Annotated in this window: 18 protein-coding genes; 4 read left to right on the forward strand and 14 right to left on the reverse strand. The window is 44.0% G+C overall.

What is annotated here, in order from left to right:
• The 10 genes from HOO90_RS03130 to gltX form a co-directional block, all read right to left on the reverse strand.
• Positions 1–1370, reverse strand: a 1370-nt coding sequence (locus tag HOO90_RS03130) for a DUF6513 domain-containing protein (protein ID WP_292839372.1), incomplete at its 3' end; no start/stop codon positions are given.
• A 4-nt stretch (positions 1371–1374) separates the two neighbouring features.
• Positions 1375–1941, reverse strand: a complete 567-nt coding sequence (locus HOO90_RS03135) for a flavoprotein (protein WP_292839374.1) — start codon at positions 1939–1941, stop codon at positions 1375–1377.
• A gap of 108 nt (positions 1942–2049) precedes the next feature.
• Entirely contained in the window at positions 2050–3378 is a 1329-nt protein-coding gene (locus HOO90_RS03140) for an adenylosuccinate synthase (protein WP_292839376.1), read from the reverse strand.
• Between the two features lie 35 nt (positions 3379–3413).
• Positions 3414–4595 carry an ATP phosphoribosyltransferase regulatory subunit gene (locus HOO90_RS03145; protein WP_292839378.1) on the reverse strand — a complete coding sequence of 394 codons (1182 nt, stop codon included), beginning with the start codon at positions 4593–4595 and terminating at the stop codon, positions 3414–3416.
• A gap of 59 nt (positions 4596–4654) precedes the next feature.
• A complete protein-coding gene (locus tag HOO90_RS03150) occupies positions 4655–4840 on the reverse strand; it encodes a DUF2065 domain-containing protein (RefSeq protein ID WP_292839380.1) in 186 nt (61 codons plus the stop codon).
• Positions 4841–5713 carry a protease modulator HflC gene (gene hflC / locus HOO90_RS03155; RefSeq protein ID WP_292839382.1) on the reverse strand — a complete coding sequence of 291 codons (873 nt, stop codon included), beginning with the start codon at positions 5711–5713 and terminating at the stop codon, positions 4841–4843. It lies immediately after the preceding gene.
• 9 nt (positions 5714–5722) lie between these two features.
• Entirely contained in the window at positions 5723–6907 is a 1185-nt protein-coding gene (gene hflK / locus HOO90_RS03160) for an FtsH protease activity modulator HflK (RefSeq protein WP_292839384.1), read from the reverse strand.
• 52 nt (positions 6908–6959) lie between these two features.
• Positions 6960–8087 carry a GTPase HflX gene (gene hflX, locus HOO90_RS03165; protein ID WP_292839406.1) on the reverse strand — a complete coding sequence of 376 codons (1128 nt, stop codon included), beginning with the start codon at positions 8085–8087 and terminating at the stop codon, positions 6960–6962.
• Positions 8088–8099: 12 nt separating this feature from the next.
• Entirely contained in the window at positions 8100–8336 is a 237-nt protein-coding gene (gene hfq, locus HOO90_RS03170) for an RNA chaperone Hfq (RefSeq protein ID WP_292839386.1), read from the reverse strand.
• Between the two features lie 213 nt (positions 8337–8549).
• Positions 8550–9959, reverse strand: a complete 1410-nt coding sequence (gltX, locus tag HOO90_RS03175; protein WP_292839388.1) for a glutamate--tRNA ligase — start codon at positions 9957–9959, stop codon at positions 8550–8552.
• A gap of 213 nt (positions 9960–10172) precedes the next feature.
• Here gltX and HOO90_RS03180 point away from each other — a divergent pair, with 213 nt between their 5' ends.
• The gene (locus HOO90_RS03180; RefSeq protein WP_292839390.1) at positions 10173–11885 is read left to right on the forward strand and encodes a hypothetical protein; all 1713 of its coding nucleotides are present in this window, start codon (positions 10173–10175) and stop codon (positions 11883–11885) included.
• A gap of 26 nt (positions 11886–11911) precedes the next feature.
• Here HOO90_RS03180 and HOO90_RS03185 read toward each other — a convergent pair whose 3' ends face one another.
• From HOO90_RS03185 to HOO90_RS03195, 3 genes are read right to left on the reverse strand one after another with little or no spacing between them, the layout of a single operon-like run.
• The gene (locus HOO90_RS03185; RefSeq protein ID WP_292839392.1) at positions 11912–13333 is read right to left on the reverse strand and encodes an efflux transporter outer membrane subunit; all 1422 of its coding nucleotides are present in this window, start codon (positions 13331–13333) and stop codon (positions 11912–11914) included.
• Positions 13333–16536: an efflux RND transporter permease subunit gene (locus HOO90_RS03190; protein ID WP_292839394.1), complete on the reverse strand. Its 3204-nt coding sequence runs from the start codon at positions 16534–16536 to the stop codon at positions 13333–13335. Before HOO90_RS03190 ends, HOO90_RS03185 begins: the two co-directional genes overlap by 1 nt.
• Before the next feature lie 5 nt (positions 16537–16541).
• Positions 16542–17759: an efflux RND transporter periplasmic adaptor subunit gene (locus HOO90_RS03195; protein ID WP_292839396.1), complete on the reverse strand. Its 1218-nt coding sequence runs from the start codon at positions 17757–17759 to the stop codon at positions 16542–16544.
• 256 nt (positions 17760–18015) lie between these two features.
• On the opposite strand from HOO90_RS03195, the gene HOO90_RS03200 reads away from it, so the two are divergent.
• Together HOO90_RS03200 and HOO90_RS03205 are read left to right on the forward strand one after the other, a co-directional pair.
• A complete protein-coding gene (locus tag HOO90_RS03200; protein ID WP_292839398.1) occupies positions 18016–18636 on the forward strand; it encodes a TetR family transcriptional regulator in 621 nt (206 codons plus the stop codon).
• 71 nt (positions 18637–18707) lie between these two features.
• Positions 18708–19031: a hypothetical protein gene (locus HOO90_RS03205; protein WP_292839400.1), complete on the forward strand. Its 324-nt coding sequence runs from the start codon at positions 18708–18710 to the stop codon at positions 19029–19031.
• Here HOO90_RS03205 and HOO90_RS03210 read toward each other — a convergent pair.
• Positions 19028–19576 (reverse strand): flavodoxin family protein, encoded by a 549-nt coding sequence (locus HOO90_RS03210; protein WP_292839402.1) that lies wholly within the window; start codon positions 19574–19576, stop codon positions 19028–19030. The genes HOO90_RS03205 and HOO90_RS03210 overlap by 4 nt on opposite strands.
• A gap of 190 nt (positions 19577–19766) precedes the next feature.
• Between HOO90_RS03210 and HOO90_RS03215 the strand changes: the two genes are divergently transcribed.
• On the forward strand, positions 19767–20136 hold a 370-nt coding region (locus tag HOO90_RS03215), incomplete at its 3' end, for a helix-turn-helix domain-containing protein (RefSeq protein WP_292839404.1).

The raw sequence follows: 20136 nt of genomic DNA on the forward strand, positions 1-20136 counted from the left end.
ACTTTAGGGGCTATATCTGTAGCTTGGCTATTGACGCCCCACAGCAGCATTTCATCTTGCACATAGCGCTTAGCCAATTGATGTGCAATTTGCGCACGCGCTAGTTCCACGCCTAAATAAAACGCATGTGAGGCATCATTTTCAACCCCTAGTTTTGGGTAAAAGGCAAAAGGATCAACGGCTAACTGCGCCCCATCGCGGTTGTAAACGTGCACGCCCGCCTCACTCACCATAATTCTAAAGCTCGGATCTTTTATCTGCGTGGTCAGTTCTACAATTTCATCGGCGTTATAAGGGAAGGGTTTTCTGTCATGTAAGCCAAGCAAGCCGTTACTGTAGCCACGCGGCAAACGGTCATCCTGTTTTGCAGCAAACATTACTCGCCGCGCAACATCGGCCTCAGCAATCGCATTTACTGCGTGCGGGCTCACCGAAGTGGCCAGCACAGCGTTGATATTGAGCTCAGATATTAAACCAAACAAAATTGCGTTGATGCCTGTAGTATCAGCATCGGTCAGTTCCGTCACATTACCTATGCCCATCATCACGGCGATATTGGGGAATTTTTTGCGTAGCTTGTGATATCGCACAATCGAATCCGCTAATCCAAAATGAATTGGATCTAAAATCGGGTCAGCGATAAAACTTTTACCATTTTTTAAGCAAATTTCAATTGCGCGATAAAGCGATGCCAAACTACCTGCTTTAGCGGGAATCAATATGGGTGTGGCGGCGACTTTATCAGCGATCCAAAGATTATTTTCACTCAGGCTTAACAAATAATCTGCGCCAGACTTGCCTGCCAGCAACAATTCTTCGGTGTTTATGCTATCCACACTCACCCTAAAACCCGCTTGTTTTAAAGCTTTTATCGCCTCGGCCAAATGTGCAAACGGACGATTGGGCAAGCAACCCAAATCAATTACATTCGCGCCTTGCGCTTGAAACCGTTTAGCCTTGGCGAGAATTTGTGCCACAGTTAAATCAGGTGCATCGACAATTTCAGCAAAAATCAGCGTGCTATATAGACTTAAATCGGGTGATTTTCCAGCCTGCCCAAAATACTGCGGCAAATCTTTTAAATCATTCGGCCCGCGCTCAACTGGAATGCCAAACTGCCGATGTAACTGACTTAAGTCGCCCTGACATAGCCCTGGCAATATCATTTTATTGGCAATGCCAGTAGTTTTTAGACGACGCGCAATCATTTCGGGAGTCATGAGCGCCGCGACAGAAACACCAAGCTGCTCTACACGGTATTTAAAGGGAGGGATTTTCGGATTGGCTTGTACTTCTGCCAACACTTTATGTAAACTTTTTTCGGCCAGTTTGCCAGTTACAAAAAGTAAATTTTCAGATTTGTCTTGCATAGCGTTACAAGTGTACCTCTGCGAGCCGCATGGATACTGCCTCGCAGAGGCATGAAAAACTCTCAGCGATTGTTGTGTACTCAAAGCTGGCTAATTTTTCTACATTATCCAAGTCGATTTTTCGAGGATAAATTTGCACGATATTTTCACGCGGTGCTTCTGACTCTATAAACGGAAGATCAGATACTGGCGCGGTATCACAGGCGAAAATAATGCTTGGCACGCGGGTTTTACCTGCTTGGGCATATAAATTAGTGACTAAGGAATCGGAAAAACCATACGCCATTTTAGCGATGGTGTTTGAGGTGGCTGGTGAAATAATTAGCGTGTGATACGCTCCTTCATAAAACAAGCCTACAGGCACGCTGCTGGCGGTTTTATCTTGGTAAATCTTATGCCCGGTAGCTTCTAATTGTGCTTGAAAGCCATATTGCTTGATGATCTCGGCTGCCGCTTTGCTTAAATAAACATCAACATTTTCAAGTGTAGCGAGCAAAGCCAAGGTATCGCGCAAATAATGCCCCGAACCTGTAATTGCCCATGCTAGGCGCTGGTTCATTATTTTAGCCATGAAATATGCTACTCCAGATGTAAATCTTTAGTAATTTTCGCGCCAGATTGGTCGGTGCATTCCTTACCCAAAAGTTTCAACATTTCGTCATCATTGTTACTTGCCTTACTAAGCAAATGGATGCTCAATAACAATCGTTTCATCGCGCTCTGGGCCAGTTGAAACAATGGCGACTTTAACTCCACAAAGCGCTTCTAGGCGTTTTAGGTAATTTTGTGCATTTTTTGGTAAGCCATCCCAAGTTTTAACACCAAAGGTATTTTCAGTCCAGCCTGAAATGGTCTCAAAAATAGGTTTACAACCAGCTACATCATCGGCGCCAATAGGCAACACGTCAATTTTTTTACCATCCAGCTCATAGCCAATACAGATTTTGAGTTCTTTAATGCCATCCAGCACATCCAGCTTGGTAATGCATAAGCCTGTAAGGCCGTTAATCATGGCTGAACGGCGTAGTGCTGAGGCATCAAACCAGCCGCAGCGGCGTTTACGCTTAGTCACAGTACCGATTTCTTGACCTTTGACCGACATCTGAGTGCCTGGAGCACCTTCGGTATCAATATCCAACTCGCTTGGGAAAGGGCCGCCGCCTACACGTGTGGTGTAGGCTTTAGTGATGCCCAATACGTAATGTAGCATATTGGCACCCACGCCCGTACCAGCCGAGGCTTGACCTGCAATGCAGTTACTTGAAGTGACATAGGGATAGGTGCCGTGGTCAATATCTAACAGCGTGCCTTGCGCGCCTTCAAATAACAAATTATCGCCGCGCGCGTTGGCGGCGTATAAATCCGCTGAAATATCAGAAATCATTGGTTTTAGGGCAATAGCGTGTTGCATTGAAGCATCATATTGTTGATTAAAATCAACGGCTTTTGCGCCTAAGTAATTAGTTAAAACAAAATTGTGATAATCCATCACTTCACGTAATTTTTCAGAAAAACGCTCAGGGTAAAATAAGTCGTAAACACGTAAAGCGCGACGCGATACTTTGTCTTCATATGCAGGACCAATGCCTTTGCCTGTGGTGCCGATTTTAACCGCACGCTTCGCTTCCCTTGCTGTATCAAGCGCCACGTGGTGACCTAAAATCAATGGGCAGCCAGAGCTCACTTTAAGGCGATTTTTAACTTCTAATCCATCTTTTTCTAGAGCGGCAATTTCTCCGAGTAAATGGCCTGCATCCAACACTACACCATTACCGATGTAACAGTTGATGCCAGAACGCACAATACCAGATGGCACCAAGTTTAGCTTGTAAACACGTTGTGCATCGCCCTGCCCGACCACTAGTGTATGGCCGGCATTATGGCCGCCCTGAAAGCGCACTACGCCTTGGGCGTGATCGGTCAACCAATCAACAATTTTGCCTTTGCCTTCATCACCCCATTGTGTACCAATGACGACTACATTTTTAGCTACTGAATTTTTTGCCATAACGTTTACTTTTAATTTTAATTTATGAGTGATAATTACTTGGATGCAACAGATTTACTGTTTTCAATCGCCACCACATGCCAGCCTGACTGATAGTGCACGAGCTTTCTATTGCAGTTCAATTCTGTGGTGTTTTCTTCTAAACCGACAAGTGCCTGAATAACTACATGGCCTTCTTCCCGTAAACCCTCGATTTTTGCACTTAATGCTTCGTCTTCATCGGCAGGCGCATAAATCGCTAGCACTGGGGTTGCGGGGGACAACGCGGTAACTACGCCGCGTAAATCTAAACTGAACCCAGTCGCAGGGCGAGCCCGACCAAAGGCCTGACCAACTTCGTCGTAGCGCCCGCCTAATGCTAAGGGGCCTTTATAACCCTGTGCGTACGCTGCAAAAACAATACCGCTATGGTAATGATAACCACGCAATTCGCTAAGATCAAAACTCACTGTAACGCCTAGCTTTGCTAAAGCCTCACTCACTTTAGCGAGCTCAGCTAAGGCACTTTTGATGGCGGGCGTGGCAGGCAATAGTTGTGCTGCTTTAGCAAGTATCGATTGATCGCCATTTAGCGTAGTTAATTGAATAAGCGCATCACGCGTCGCTTGGTTTAAACCTGACGCCAAGGCAGTAACGGCCGATTGATCTTTACTTTGCAGTGCGGCAAAGAGTGCTTGCTCAAGTTGTGCGTCTATTTGACTTGCTTCAATAATGCTGCCAAAAACATTCACATGGCTAAGATCCACATGCACTTGCCCGATACCAATGGCTTGCAATGCTTTAATCAACAAGCCTTGTATTTCAATGTCGCTCGCTACGCCAGCATGGCCGTAAATTTCAGCGCCAATTTGCAATGGTTCACGCGTTTGCGCTAAACCATCTGGTTTTGTACGCAATACACTACCGGCATAACATAGGCGTGTGATCCCTTGATGATTCAGCAAATGTGCATCAATACGCGCGGCTTGCGGCGTCATATCTGCTCGCACACCCATCAGACGGCCTGTAAGTTGATCAACTACTTTAAACGTCGCCAAGTCTAAATCATGCCCAACCCCAGTAATCAGCGATTCCATGTACTCCAACATCGGTGGAATGACGTATTGATAGCCATGTACTTTGAATAAATCCAATAAGATACGGCGCAATGTCTCAATTCGTGCTGCTTCTGCAGGTAGCACATCTTCAATATATTCTGGGAGTAACCAATTACGCATTTTTCATCATCACTTTATGTAACTAATTATTTAATTTAAAAACATTAAATCCAACACGATTAGCTACTTAACAAAATTAATACCACACCTGCAAATACGGAGACCAAACCAATAAATCGTAATTGACCATCTTTAAGCGCTATCATACGTTTGAAAGATTCCCGCCAAGTCCGAGGCAATAGCAAGGGCAACAAGCCCTCCAACACCAACATCAATCCTAAAGCAGTAATTAAAGTACTATTCACTTACTTTTTAGTCGGGCTACGCATGTACTTAAAGAAGTCAGAATTCGGATCGAGCACCATGACATCACTCTTGCTTTTAAAGCTATTTTTATACGCTTCGGTACTGCGATAAAACGCATAAAACTCTGGATTTCGGCTATACGACTGATTGTAGATTTCAGCGGCCTTGGCATCCCCTTCACCTTTAGCTTTTTGCGCTTCTCGATAAGCTTCTGCGATAATGACTTCACGTTGCTTATCCGCATCAGCACGAATTTTTTCAGAGGCTGCTGAACCTTCTGAGCGCAACTGATTGGCTAGACGTTTGCGCTCAGCGATCATACGGTCATACACGGACTTGCTGATATCTTCCGAATAATCAACGCGTTTCAAGCGCACATCCACTACCTGAATGCCCATTTGCCGCGCTTCAATATCTGCTTTATTGCGCAGATTTTTCATAATAACTTCACGCTCACCTGCAATTACATCATGCACGGTACGTTTACCAAATTCAGCACGCAAGCCTGCATTCACAACTTTTGAAAGTCTGTCTTCTGCCGCAACTTCGCCGCCTTCTTTGATTGAAACATAGTATTTTGCTGGGTCAATAATGCGCCATTTCACAAAAGAATCGACCATCATGTATTTATTTTCACTGGTGATAAATTTTGCCGGTTGCTCCCAATCTAAGGTCACAATACGATTTTCGAATCGTTTTAAATCATCAATAAAAGGCACTTTGAAATTAAGACCCGGTTCTTTTTTTACTGCGACGATTTCACCTAAGCGTTTAACTACAACAAACTCCGTTTGATCTACGGTGTAGGCTGAAGTCATCAGAAAAAAGAAAGCTACTACGACAACAACAAGGATATTCGTTAAATTTTTCATGATGATTCCTTACCTGCTTTCTCTGTCGCGACTACGGAAAGCATCACGTGTACGGTCAGTTGTAGCTGCCACATCCGGCACAATGGCCGCTTGCGGATTTAATGATTGCAACGATTGTGATTGCTGTGGTGCATTTGGCGCACTGCCAATGAGCTTATCCAAAGGCAAATACATCATGCTGCCCGCTTTTTGATCAATCACGACCTTGCTTACGCTAGATAAAATTTGTTCTTGTGCATCTAAAAACAAACGCTGACGCGTGACTTCAGGCGCGTTATTGTATTGCGTTAATATTTGATCAAAACGACTGGCGTTACCTCGTGCTTCACTTTCAATTTTGAGTTTGTAACCTGCAGATTCAGCCAATAATCGCGATGCAGTACCACGTGCTTTAGGTATCACATCATTGGCATAGGCCTGACCTTCGTTTATCTGGCGTTGATTATCCTGATTTGCACGGTTAACGTCTTCAAAGGCTTCTTGCACTTCTTCTGGCGGCTGTGCACTTTGCAATGAAACGCTGATGATTTTCACACCCGCTTTATAGCTGTCTAAAATCACCTGCATGCGCTCTGACGTATCTTGCAAGCCTTTTTGCAATAAATCATCTAATTTATTTTTACCCACCACTTCGCGAATTGCTGTTTCAGCGGCTGACATCACGGCGGCGTCTGTATCTCGGTTATTAAACAAATACTCCGTCGGATTTTTTAGGTTGTATTGCACGGCAAACTGCAAATCAATAATGTTTTCATCTTCCGTCAGCATCAAGGCTTCTTTTGGATGCTTGGTTTTGCTGCCACTTCCTTCGCCACTACTTCGATAACCAACTTCTAATCGACGCACCTGCTCCATATTTACCACGGTCACTTTTTCGAGGGGATACGGTAAATGCCAACGTGGGCCAGGCTCTGTTGTTTCGTCTGCCATTTTACCAAAGCGTTGCACAACACCTTTGGAACCTGAATCCACCAAGTAAAAACCCGTCGCCAACCAGATTAGCAAGAGAACGACTAATATAGGCAGAATAGGCAAGCTCACATTATTACCATTTCCACTTGGCGCACTAGGCGAACCATTATTGCCACTCTTACCAAATAAGGTATTTATTTTGCGGCTTAAATCACGCATTACCTGATCTAAATCTGGAGGACCTTCGTTATTGCGTTGCCCCCAACCGGGAAATTTAATCATTCAAAACTCCAAAAATAATGCAATTGATTTTATATAACAACCTATGACTTTTTTACGCGTATGCGCTTTCTTCAGTACTTAGTTTCTGTAAATACTGGTGATGCTCTGCCATCGCCAGCCTTAATAAATTCATGCCCTCACCCGTTTTAGCTGATGCGTGTATAGTCTTAATTCTACCATATTCATCGCGCTCAATTGTAGGTGGCAAGCCTACACGATCAATCTGATTGTGTACCAGAATCTGCGGCACCTTGGCGGCACCAATTTCTTGCAGCACTTTATTGACCTGCGCAATCTGTTCATCGCGATTGGTGCTGGCTGTATCCACAATATGCAACAACAAATCAGCTTGCACCGCTTCTTCTAGCGTAGCGCTGAACGCCTCAACCAAAGCATGTGGCAAATGCTTGATAAATCCCACCGTGTCTGAAAGCACCACTGCGCCACAATCGTCAACATAAATTTTGTGTGTAGTGGTGTCCAGGGTGGCAAATAATTGGTCCGCCACATAAATGTCCGCTTTCGTAAGGCGATTAAATACGGTCGATTTTCCTGCATTGGTATACCCAACTAAAGAGACAGTCATGACATTTGAACGTTGGCGTGATTTGCGTTGCATACCGCGCTGCGCTTTAAGCTTAATCAGCTTTTCCCGCAGTTGCCTTACGCGTACACGCAACATCCGTCTATCCAACTCCAATTGCGACTCACCCGGTCCACCACGCACACCGATACCGCCTTTTTGACGCTCCAAGTGCGTCCAACCTCTGACTAAGCGTGTGGACAAATGTTCCAACTGCGCCAGCTCAACTTGTAGCTTACCTTCGTGGCTCTGTGCGCGCTGACTGAATATATCGAGAATTAACCCCGTTCTATCTACCACGCGCGCTTGCAGCAAGCGCTCTAAATTTCGCTGCTGCGACGGAGAAAGATCATGATTGAATACCGCGATGTTTGATTCACTGGCCTGCATCACTTGCGCCAGCTCATCGGCTTTACCACTGCCAATGAAATATTTGGCATCAGGGGTTGAGCGCTTACCTTCCACTGTGCCGCGTATTGCCAAACCTGCACTAATGCTTAACTGCCTAAGCTCGTGCAAACTTTCCTCATAGTCGTTCTCACCGAAGTCTACGCTCACCATAATGGCGGCATCGCCACCACTTGGTCGTTCAAACAAATCTTTCAACGCTTATTCTTCGCCTTCTGCTGAACTGATACTCACCATGCGAGCTGGCACTATTGTTGAGATTGCATGCTTATAAACCATTTGAGTAACGGTGTTTTTAAGCAAAATCACGTATTGATCAAACGAATCAACCTGACCTTGCAATTTAATACCATTGACGAGATAAATAGATACAGCGACGTGTTCTTTACGTAACGCATTAAGAAATGGGTCTTGTAACATTTGCCCTTTTTGATTCATGACTTTCTCCTATTATTTGGAGTTAAATAAATAATTCGTAACATCATCGACAACGATTAGCTACAGCATTGATATTACTCTAGTTGAGATTAAGAACAATGTATTTTGTTCCATTACTTTTAGCTATTTCTAGGCCTCTGCATTGATATGAGGCAAATTACACGGTATTCAATAGCCTTAGAGAACATTAAATTAAATTAAAGTAAACGCAAATTAGCTGAGTACAGCATGAATTCTAGCCAACACCTCATCTTTACCCAATATCGCCATCACCGCGTCAATGCTAGGCGATTGTGCGCCACCAGTAAGCATGACCCGAAGCGGCATCGCCACTTTGGGAAATTTTAGCGCATTACTAGTCACGCTATGTTCTACAGCAGCATGAAGCGCTTCGGCAGTCCAAGTGATATCCGCAAGCTGCGTAGCCAAGCCATTTAGCACGGGCAAAATGTCTGTAGTGATATGCTTTTCTTTAGCCGCTTCATCTAGTTGCGGTTTGCTATAAAAATAGGCAATACTTTGGGCTAGTTCATTTAATGTATTTGCCCTATCACGATAAAGCGCAATCGCATCCTTAATATTCACTTGCGTAGTTACCGTAACACCCCTATTTGCTAAGCGGCGTGTGATATCCTTTGCGAGCAGCCCTAAATCAGTGGTTTTTATGTAATGATTGTTTAACCAATTTAATTTTTCGGTATTAAATTGTGCGGCTGAAGGCGTAATATGGTCCAAATCAAACCACTCGGCAAACTGCTGTTTACTAAAAACCTCTTCGTCGCCATGACTCCAGCCCAAACGTGCTAAATAATTAATCACCGCATCAGGTAAATAGCCGTCATCGTCATATTGCATTACACTGACCGCACCATGGCGCTTAGAGAGTTTTTGCCCATCATTACCAAGAATCATCGACAAATGCGCGTACTGCGGCACAATAATTTTGGAATCAATCTCAGCCAAGGCTTTTAGCATATTAATTTGACGCGGCGTGTTGTTCACGTGGTCATCACCGCGAATCACTTGTGTGATGCCCATGTCGCTATCATCCACCACCACACAGAAGTTATATGTTGGCGTACCATCGGCACGGGCGATAATCAAATCATCCAGTTCAGCATTAGCAATTTCAATACAACCTTTAACCAGATCATCCCAAGCCACAACGCCATCAATTGGATTTTTAAATCGAATCACTGGTGAAATATCTTTCGGCACTTCAGGTAAGGTTTTGCCAACCTCAGGACGCCATTTGCCGTCATAACGCGGCTTTTGCTTATTGGCCATTTGCTGTTCACGCAAGGCGTCTAACTCTTCTTTACTGCTATAACAGTAATAGGCACTACCCGCTTCCAGCATGGTTTGAAGCACTTGTTTATAACGAACCATCCGTTGCATTTGATAAAAAGGACCATCGTCATAATCCAAACCCAACCACTTCATGCCATCCAATATGGCTTGCACTGCCTCTGGCGTGCTCCGTGCAACGTCGGTATCTTCAATGCGCAAAATAAAAGTTCCGCCGTGCTTCTTGGCAAACGCCCATGAAAATAGCGCGGTACGAGCACCGCCTATATGAAGAAACCCTGTGGGACTTGGGGCAAAACGCGTGCGAACAATCATATTTAACAGAATTTAACAGTAATATAAACCCAGTCATTTTATCATGGCTAAGAATTTACCTCTAACCGTAATTTAGAAGAATAAAATCTAACGGGTTGTAATCCGCACTTAAAACCCGACTTTAAATACCACAAAGCATATGGCACGCTACTTGCTTCTATCACTTTAGAGCATTACTACTTTAAAATGATAATCCTATAAAAGACACACTCTATGGAATTTCTAAAAAACTTATTTAATCAATCAAAAGCACCTAAGCGATTAGATGTTTTAGCTTGGGCTAAGGAATTGGAAGGGATGGATGACATCTCGGCTATTGAGCATTCCACCAAACGATTAAATGAAGATGCAAAAAAGAATATTTTTGAAGATGATCAATATTTGAATGCTCTTTTTGCAATTGACGAAAAAACGCACATTATTGTCGATAGAATTACAACGCATTACATCAATATTGACAACATGAGCCTTGAGCTTGAAGAGCGCATTGCCAACGCCGTATTTTTACACTACCGCCAGCAATTTTTAGTCTACAACACGCTTATTCAGCACTTGGCGCCTTTTCAACCGAGCACATTACCTATGATGCTGGTACGCGCAATCAATAACGCGACCCAAATGATAAAATGGCGTTATTACAACTATCAAAGTGCACCAGCAAACGTTTGGTTGCAATTGGCAAAATTGTATTTGATTGCTGAAAAGAACGCGATACTAGAAACCTATGTTAGAACTTATGAAGATCAAGAAATAACTACCATTGCCTCCGCCTATATTCAAGCTTGCATGCTGGGTAGCTTAGAAAGCTTAAGTTTTCACCGCAAGCAAATTGAATTAGTCAGCCAGATGCTTGCCAGTTGGACGCCAAAAATTCTTATTCAAAAAATCTACGATGAGCATAAACATTTGTTCTATGTCGATACCACTAGCGACGCTCCAGCCAAGCGAATCAGAAATTTTAAGCCCACCGATAACTGCCGCTATTGGTGCTTTGACAGCGTTAATTTAAAAGTAGAACTGTGCTTGTCTCTGCTCGAGTACAACATCGCCCCCAAACAGCAAGAAATGAAGGATTTTATAACCAACAAATATGCACTCGCCACGCTAGAAATTTTACGCTCTGAGTGGTCGCGCGGCGAATATAAACGCCAACGTAGAGCTGTTGATCGGGTTAAAACTAGCAAATACGCGTCTACAACTTTTGGCTTTGAAAATACTTGTTACCATATTCAGCAACATGAAAATATGCGTATTCAGCGCGTAGGAAAATCCTATCAAGGCAATAAATCTTTTGATGAACGGTTGGCAACACATTCAATTGGTAAAACCAGCACAGAGCCCAATATTATTTATTTGGACTTAGGTGCGGGACAATCTAAAATCATTGACGAAAGCAGCCAAGGCATTGGCATGTATACCAGCAAACCTGCGAATGAGGTAAGCCTAGGTATGCTGGTTGGAATTTCCTTTTCAGATCAGAAAGATACCACTAAAATTGGCGTTATCCGCAGCATCAAGCCAGTCATCGGCAATGAACTACACCTGGGCATAGAATTGTTAAGCACAACTGCCTTTTGCGCCGAAGCCAGAAACATTCAGCAAAATAGCAATCAGTCAAAAAAAGCCGATTTCAGCGCTGCTGCTAGTTCCAGTACAGCAAGCAATATTGGCAGAACTGCAAAGGATCCACTCAAGTTTAGCAGTGAAACCGCTAGTTTTACTTGCTTATACCTGCCAAAAGAATTCACCGTAACAAAACAAGAATCGCTGATCGTACCGCGGTTGCATTACATCAAAAACGCGGCTTACAACGTAAATATTTCAGGTAAAAACATGCAGGTTAAGTTTGATGAGGCACTTGAATACCATGATAACTGGCTACGCGTCACTTACTCGCAAATTTTAGAAAACCAATTAGCCGCCTAAAACCAGCCAATTAATTCTAAACTAGCTTAATTGGCCTGCCAGCCGCCGCCCAGCGCTTTAAACAAATCAACAGTCGCTAACAACCTTGCCTGCCGGCTTTGTACAAAGGATAAAGCCGCATCGTTATATACGCGCTGCGCATCCAGGACATCTAAATAAGCAGAATAACCAGACTGATATCGATTTTCTGAAATAGCCAAGGCTTTTTTCGCAGCTTCCTGACTTCTATAAAGCGCGGCCTCACGTTCTGTATTTTGCCGCAAATTAACCAGCGCATCATTCACTTCTCTAAACGCACTTTGCACGGCGCTTTCATAGCTGGCTAACGCTTGTTTTTGTTTAGCACTGGCTTGATCAACTCTGGCATTTAATTTTCCTGAGTCAAAAATAGGCAAATACAAACTCACGCCACCTGTCCAAATACGTGCTGCGGATTTAAGTATATCGCCCAACTCCAAACTTTCACCACCTAGGCTCGCTGTCAGGGAGATGGTCGGATATAAGGCAGCTTTAGCCACACCGATTTTTGCGTTGGCTGCAATCATCTGCTCTTCGGCCTGACGTACATCAGGCCGCGCTTCTAGCAAAGCTGAAGGCAAGCCTGCTGGCGGCGTTGGCGGGACTGGTAAAGCTTGAATGTCAGCACCTGCAATATGTAAACTTAAATCTCCAGTTAGCACTGCCAATTGATGCAAACTCAAAGCCCTCAGTCGATTGAGTTCAGCCAATTGCGCACTTAAATTTGCAGTGGCTACTTCTGCCTGTCGTACATCTAGACCAGAAGCTACGCCGCCTTCTAATCGACGCTTCGTCAGTGCCAGACTTTCATCTCGACTTTTGATGTTGTTTTGCACAATAGCGATTTGAGAATCTAAACTTCGTAATACCAAATAATTGCCTGTAACCAAGCCAGATAATGACAAGGCTACCGTATCTTTTGCATAGCGACTTGACAGCACTTGGGCGCGCGCTGATTCCTTAGCACGTGCTATTTTTCCCCAAAAATCGACTTCAAAGGCTGTACCTAACTGCGCCTTATAGTTATTTCGCGGATTAACATTCACAGGGTTTCCTCCCAATTCAGTAGAGCGTGTGCGGCTAGCACCCGCATTTAAATCCACTTGTGGAAGTGTTGCAGCACCTACCTCGTTGGCAAAGGCTTCTGCTTCATCAATACGCGCAATCGCCAATTTTATGTCAGCATTGTTTTGCAAAGCTTTATCTAGCAACGCATTCAAAGTAGCATCTTGATACTGCGTCCACCAAGTTTGAGAAACTTTACTTGGAGTTTGGTCTACAGTTTCACTGTATTGCGCAGGAACTGGCAACTCTGGTCGCGTGTAATTTGGTCCAACCGATTGGCATGCAGAAAGAAACAAGGCTGAAACAATCAAACCAGTAAGTCTTATATTAAACAATTTTTGCTCATTCAAAGTTAAAGGCTGCATCACACGGTCTCCTGTGCATGTAGTGTTGTTTCAATTTGGCCATGATGTCGCACATGCTTGCCCGATAGCCACGTAAAGAACAAGGGAATAAATATGGTTGCAATAAAGGTAGCCAATATCATGCCACCAAACACACCTGTTCCCATGGATTGTCGCGCTGCTGCACCCGCGCCAGTAGCGAATACTAAGGGCACTATACCTAACACAAACGCCATCGAGGTCATGACGATTGGTCTAAATCTCAAACGTGCGGCTTCCAATGCTGCTTGGGCAACAGGCATTCCTAGCTCCATTTTTTGGCTGGCAAATTCCACAATCAAAATCGCATTTTTTGCCGCCAAGCCAATCAAGGTAATCAAACCGATTTGAAAATAAATATCGTTCGGCATGCCACGTAACAGTACGGCTAAGAAAGCTCCTGCCAATGCAAACGGTATCGCCATAATCACCGCCAATGGCAAAGCCCAAGTTTCAAATTGCGCGGCCAAAATCAGAAACACCATAATGATGGCAAAACCAAAAGCAAACATGGCGGCCGAACCGGTGCGTTTCTCTTGGTAAGCTTGCCCAGTCCAAGCAATTTGGTAGCCCTCTGGCATATTAGCTTTTGCGATACGCTCAACGGTTAAAATCGCATCTCCAGAACTTACACCAGGGGCGCCGCTGCCAAATACTTTCGCTGAAAGCAGTCCGTTATAACGCTCTAACTGTTCCGCGCCTACAATTGTGCTGACTTTGCTCAAAGCAGACAGTGGAATCATATTCCCCGTTGGGTACAAAGCACTAGGCTGGCTACGCACATAAACCTTGCCTAAATCTTCCTGCTTCATTCTAAATTGCGGCTCTGCTTGTAATTGCACACGATAGGTGCGGCCATTCTTATTAAAATCATTCACATAAAATGACCCCATGGTGCTTTGTAACGTGGCATAGATATCAGAAATCTTTACGCCAAGTGAAATGGCTTTTGCTTCATCTACCTCAATTTTTAACTGCGGCACGGTTGGACGGAAAAAGGTGTTAAGTCCAGTTAAGGTTGGCTCTGCCGCCATGGTTTCAATAAAACTATTCATTACCGCTGCAAGCTTAATCGGATCCGTATCACGTTGACTTTGCACATACACTTCAAAACCGCCGGCCGAACCTAAACCACGAATGGCTGGCGGATTTACTGCAAACCCCATACCATCCGGCTGACTCATGCCGATACCGAAAAGTTGCCCAACTATATCATCGGCACTTTTTCCTATTCGCTGATTTTCTTTACTTCTAAACAAATTAGCCACTTTCTGCAACAACCCTACTTGGCGCTCTTCCCAATCTTTCATTCGCACAAACATGGTCGCGGCATTGGTTTTGTTCGCCCCCGTTAGCAATTCAAGACCATTCACAGCAAACTCATGCGCTACCGCTGGATCTTGCGCAATGGCCGCTCGAATATTTTCGGTTGTTTTGGTCGTGCGGCTTAGCGTCGCACCATCTGGCATCACCACAATTGTCACCACATAACCTTGGTCTTCTGCTGGCACAAAACTGCCTGGCACTTTCATAAACAAGAAAATCACCGCAATCAGAATACCGCCAAAGGCCAAACCACCAATGATTTTATGCTTCAGCGTGGTGGCCACAGTTTCGGTGTAAAAGTGAGTGAACTTGCCAAAGCCACTATTGAATTTTTTAAAAAACCAATTTTCACCATGCGTTTTCTTTAAAATCATGGCACACAGTGCAGGGGTTAAGGTTAAGGCAACCACACCAGAAATCACCACCGAAATCGCTACCGTCACGGCAAACTGACGGTATAACTCACCGGCAATTCCACCTTGAAAAGCCACCGGAACGAACACAGCACACAGCACCAGTACAATTGCTACAACCGCAGCAGATACTTGATGTATCGATTTAATCGCTGCTGAAAGTGGGTCCAGATTTTCTTCGCGCATTAAACGCTCGGTATTTTCCAGCACCACAATCGCATCATCCACCACAATACCAATCGCCAAAATCATGGCAAACAGCGTAAGCAAATTGATGGAAAAACCAAAAATATACAGCCCAGCAAAGGTTCCGATTAAAGAAATCGGCACGGCAATGATGGGGATTAGCGTCGCGCGCCAGCTTTGCAAGAATAAAAACACAACCAACACCACCAACACAAGCGCCTCACCAAACGTTTTTAGCACTTCCTCTATGGTCGCCTTTACAAAGTCGCTGGTGTCATAAGGAATGGTGTATTCCATGCCCGCAGGAAACGTTGCTTTTAATTCTTCAATTTTTTCCTTAATGCCTTTAGCCGTATCTAAAGCGTTTGCACCGCTTTGCAAAAATATCGGCACAGCTACGCCTGTCTGACCATTTAGCGCAGAAGTCACATTGTAACTTTGTGCGCCCAACTCAATACGCGCAACATCTTTCAAATACAAAATCCCACGTGGGCCATCGGCACGCACAATGATATTGCCAAACTGCTCAGGCTCAATTAATCGGCCCTTGGCAGTAACCGTGTAAACTAATTGCTGACTCGTGGGTGAAGGTTCAGCGCCAATTTTACCTGCCGCATATTGATTATTTTGCGCCGTAATGGCTGCTGCAATATCACTGGTGCTAACGCCTAGTTGCGCCATGCGATCTGGCCGCAACCAAACTCGCATCGAATAATCTTGACCACCAAAAATCAGGGAATCGCCCACGCCTTTTACACGTTTAAATTCATCTAGCACGTTGAGCGTGGCGTAATTGCTTAAGAATAAACGGTCGTGTTTGGGGTCTTTTGAAGTGAGCATCACCACCAACAAAATATCATTGGATTTTTTCTGCACGATTAAGCCGTTACGACGCACATCATCTGGCAAACGTGGCGTAGCAATATTGACACGATTACTCACATTAAAGGTCGCTTGGTCAACATCGGTACCCACTTCAAAGGTAGCCGTAATCACCAAGGTGCCGCTGGAGTCGGCACTGGAGTTGAAATACAACAAGTTATCTACGCCGCTTAACTGTTCTTCAATTGGCCCAGCAACGGTTTTAGAAAGCGTCTCCGCACTCGCACCTGGGTAATTAGCGGTAATAGTGACAGTTGGTGGTGCAATTTGTGGATACTGCGCTATGGGCAGCTTAAATGCCGCCGCCAAACCTGCCAGTACAATAATAATTGAAAGTACAGAGGCAAAAATGGGCCGCGTGATAAAAAACTTGGTCATGTTAGTTAGCCTTTTTTAACTGATTTTTTAGCTGAATCACCTATTGGCGCCGCCAAAGGCACAGCACCAAATGGATGTGGATTCACTTCAGCACCTGGCCTAACCTTAATTAAATTATCGGCAATCACCTGCTCGCCCGCTTTCAAACCACTCAACACCACCCAGTCAGTGCCTTGCCAGCCACCTTCTACAATTGGGCGCACAGCAGCCACGGTTTTGCCATCTTTATTGCGTTCTGCAATAAAAACAAATTTGCCTTGATCGTTAGTTTGTACAGCGGCTTGCGGCAGTAAGAACACTCCATCACGCGTACCTGTTGTCACGCGGATACGCACGAACTGACCCGGTAATAAACGCTTATCATCATTGTCAAAAGTTGCACGTAGTTGCTGTGTGGCCAGTTGTGGGTCGATGCCGCTTGCAGCGAAATTTAATTTTCCTTTTTTAGCGTATTCCGTTCCATCGGGCAATATCAAGGTGACCGCTTTTACATTGGCAGGTGACACGTGACCACCCAACGTTGCCAATTCGCTATCTGACAAGCTAAAACGCACCCAGATTGGGCTGATTTGACTGACAGTTGTAAGTAGACTGGTATTAGCATTCACCAATGCGCCTTCTGAGTATTCAAAGCGACCTGCAATACCTGAAAGCGGTGAAGTCACAGTGGTGTAAGATAAACTCAATTGTGCTTCACGAACTCCTGCTTCTGCTTGTGCTAAGCTAGCACGCGCCAAAGTACTGTCCGAACCGGCATTATCAGCTTCACGCTTACTGATTGATTGCGTTGCCAACAATCCATCTAAACGCGTTGCTTCACGTTGCGTTTGTTCCACACGCGCCTGCTGTTGTGCCAATTGCGCCTTGGCATTTGATAAAGCAATTTGAAATGGCACAGGATCAATTAAGAACATCGCTTGGCCTGCTTTAATTGGCTGACCTTCTTCAAACAGTTTTTTAAGTAAAATACCACCAACGCGAGGACGAATCTCGACTTCTTTTGCACCTTCAGTTTGCGCGACTGCTTCAGCGCTAATAGGCACACTAGTCGCTTTTAATTCAACCACGCCAACTGGCATGGCTGGCATACCGCTACCCATTTGCGCTACAGCAGGGTCTGCTTTTTTACCACACGCACTTAAAGCTAAACCAATCGCTAAGATTAGTGCTGTAGTTTTTAATAAACTCACTTGAGCGCGTTGTTTTGTGTTGTTGAATGACATTGGTAGCTCCACTTTAATTACTTCTTTAATTACTTATTGGCAAATTAACTGATTATGCTAATGATTAATATAGTATTTTTGTTCATAGTTGTGAATATTAAGCTTGCTTACATACAAATTTGTATGTATATTATATACAAACAATCATGCATGTATATTAAATTTACAACTATTTAACAAAATTGTTTTAAATTTACATGAATGCTTTTTCATTAAAATTTGTGAATCAAGAATTTTACATGTGAGACTCGACTAAATGGTTAGAAAAACTAAAGAAGATGCTGAACTGACACGCAAGCGCATCATTAATTCTGCGCGAGCGGTATTTCTGTCGCGTGGCGTCAGCCGATCAACCTTAGAACACATTGCAACACATGCTGAAGTGACGCGTGGTGCAGTTTATTGGCATTTCAAAAATAAAACTGAAATTTACCAAGCCATTCGAGAGCAAGTTTTTTTACCTTTAATTGACCGCATGGATGACTCACTCACATTAGCCTCCAATGAAGATCCGCTCACTCAAATTGAAAATAGCCTTTGCCAAACGATAGACGATCTGAATAACAACCTAGAAATGCGTCAAATGTACGAAATCATGATGATTAAATGCGAATACGTTGACGAATTCGCTTCGGTTCCACAAGAAATTTTGAGCAATTGTTCTAGTATCATCAGTAAAATTAAACATGTCTACGAACGTGCAGAGTCGCAAGGCATATTAGCCGTTAAACTGAGTCCAATCGACCTCGCACTTGATACACATTTGTTCTTTAGCGGCTTACTGCATTTATGGGTTAAAGATACTGACGGCTCCATGTTCCGCCACCAAGCAAAAGAACTGATTAAAGCGCACATTAATCTACGCAGAAAGATTTGAATCTCTGCAAAACACTTGTGAATCGCTATTGGTGGCGCTAATATAGAAAAACACTTGGTTTTGGAGGTATTGTGGAAATTCATACAGGCGAAATTTACGGCAAACAAACCGCAGCCAAATTTGTTATGTACAACGTACTAAAAGTCAGCAAAACAGTTGTTACCCTACAAAATATCGATAATCCACTCAGCCTCTTTGAAACCACCGCACAAAAACTTGCAAGCTCAGGTTACGTGCGCATCAGCCAAACACCTTATATTGACCTAGAAGCCGCCACACCTAAGCGTCGAAAAGCCGCAAAAAAACCAACGCGCTGTCCGCTCACCTTTGATTTCTTGGAAGAACGCGCGGATAGTCAGCGCCCTGCTCCAATTCATCAAGATTTATTTGCTTAAATTTTATTAGCAAATTCAGCAACTCGCACACCTAATAATTTAGCTGTTTCTAAATCGCCTTTATTCACTTCCTCAACTGTGGCGTCAGAAGGCGTAGCCATTAACGCGCCAGAAAATCCGCCCAGAGAATTGGTGTCGTCACGCTTTGCCGCCTTGGTGCTGGCTGGTAATAGACCTGTACCCACCCATACGCCGGAATGCTGCATGGCGAGCGTAATAAAATACTGAATCGTAGAAAATTTATCCCCATTCAGCGAAGCTGAATTGGTAAAGCCTGCAAATATCTTATTTTTCCATTTTTGCGTAAACCAAGCTTTAGAGCTCGCATCGGCAAACTTTTTAAACTGCCAGCTGACAGAGCCCATATAGGTAGGCGAGCCGAAAATAATTGCTTTAGCAACCTCTAACTTCAACCAATCCGCTTCGGTAATATCGCCATTCGCATCAATGGCAATTAAATCGGCCTTTGCACCTTCCGCTACTGCTTCCGCTTGTTTTTTGGTGTGGCCATAACCACTGTGGTAAATCACTATGACATTGCTCATCGTCTATTCTCCAAGATAATTCAAGATTGAATATTGCATTTCAGCTCCCAAAAGTCCGTCTGTTAACCAACATAAGACCATAGGCTTAATTCATTGAACACAGTATAATCACATTAGTCACTTTTAGTAAGTAGGCACCAAAACATCATATAGGCACTTTTTAGATACCTATAAAATAACGAGGTTAAATATGGACGACTTAATTACAGACAGCTTTGAAAATTTAGGTAGTCAACCACAAGCCTGCGCATTCAATGCAGACTGCCCCACGCGTTTGATACTCAATAGAATCGCCGACAAATGGACAGTGTTAGTTGTAATACTGCTAGAAAGCGAAACCAAACGCTTCAGCAGTCTCCAACGTGAAATTGGTGGCATCTCACAAAAAATGCTCACGCAAACCCTACGCGGCTTAGAACGTGACGGCTTAGTCAACAGAAAAGTATACGCGACAGTACCGCCAAAAGTAGAATACGCCCTCACCCCGCTTGGTCACACGCTTAAAGACATGCTTTATGCGATTAAAACTTGGTCTGAAACCAACATCAAAGAAGTGCTAA

Origin of the sequence: Methylotenera sp. (assembly GCF_013141425.1) — a bacterium.
Taxonomy (GTDB): domain Bacteria; phylum Pseudomonadota; class Gammaproteobacteria; order Burkholderiales; family Methylophilaceae; genus Methylotenera.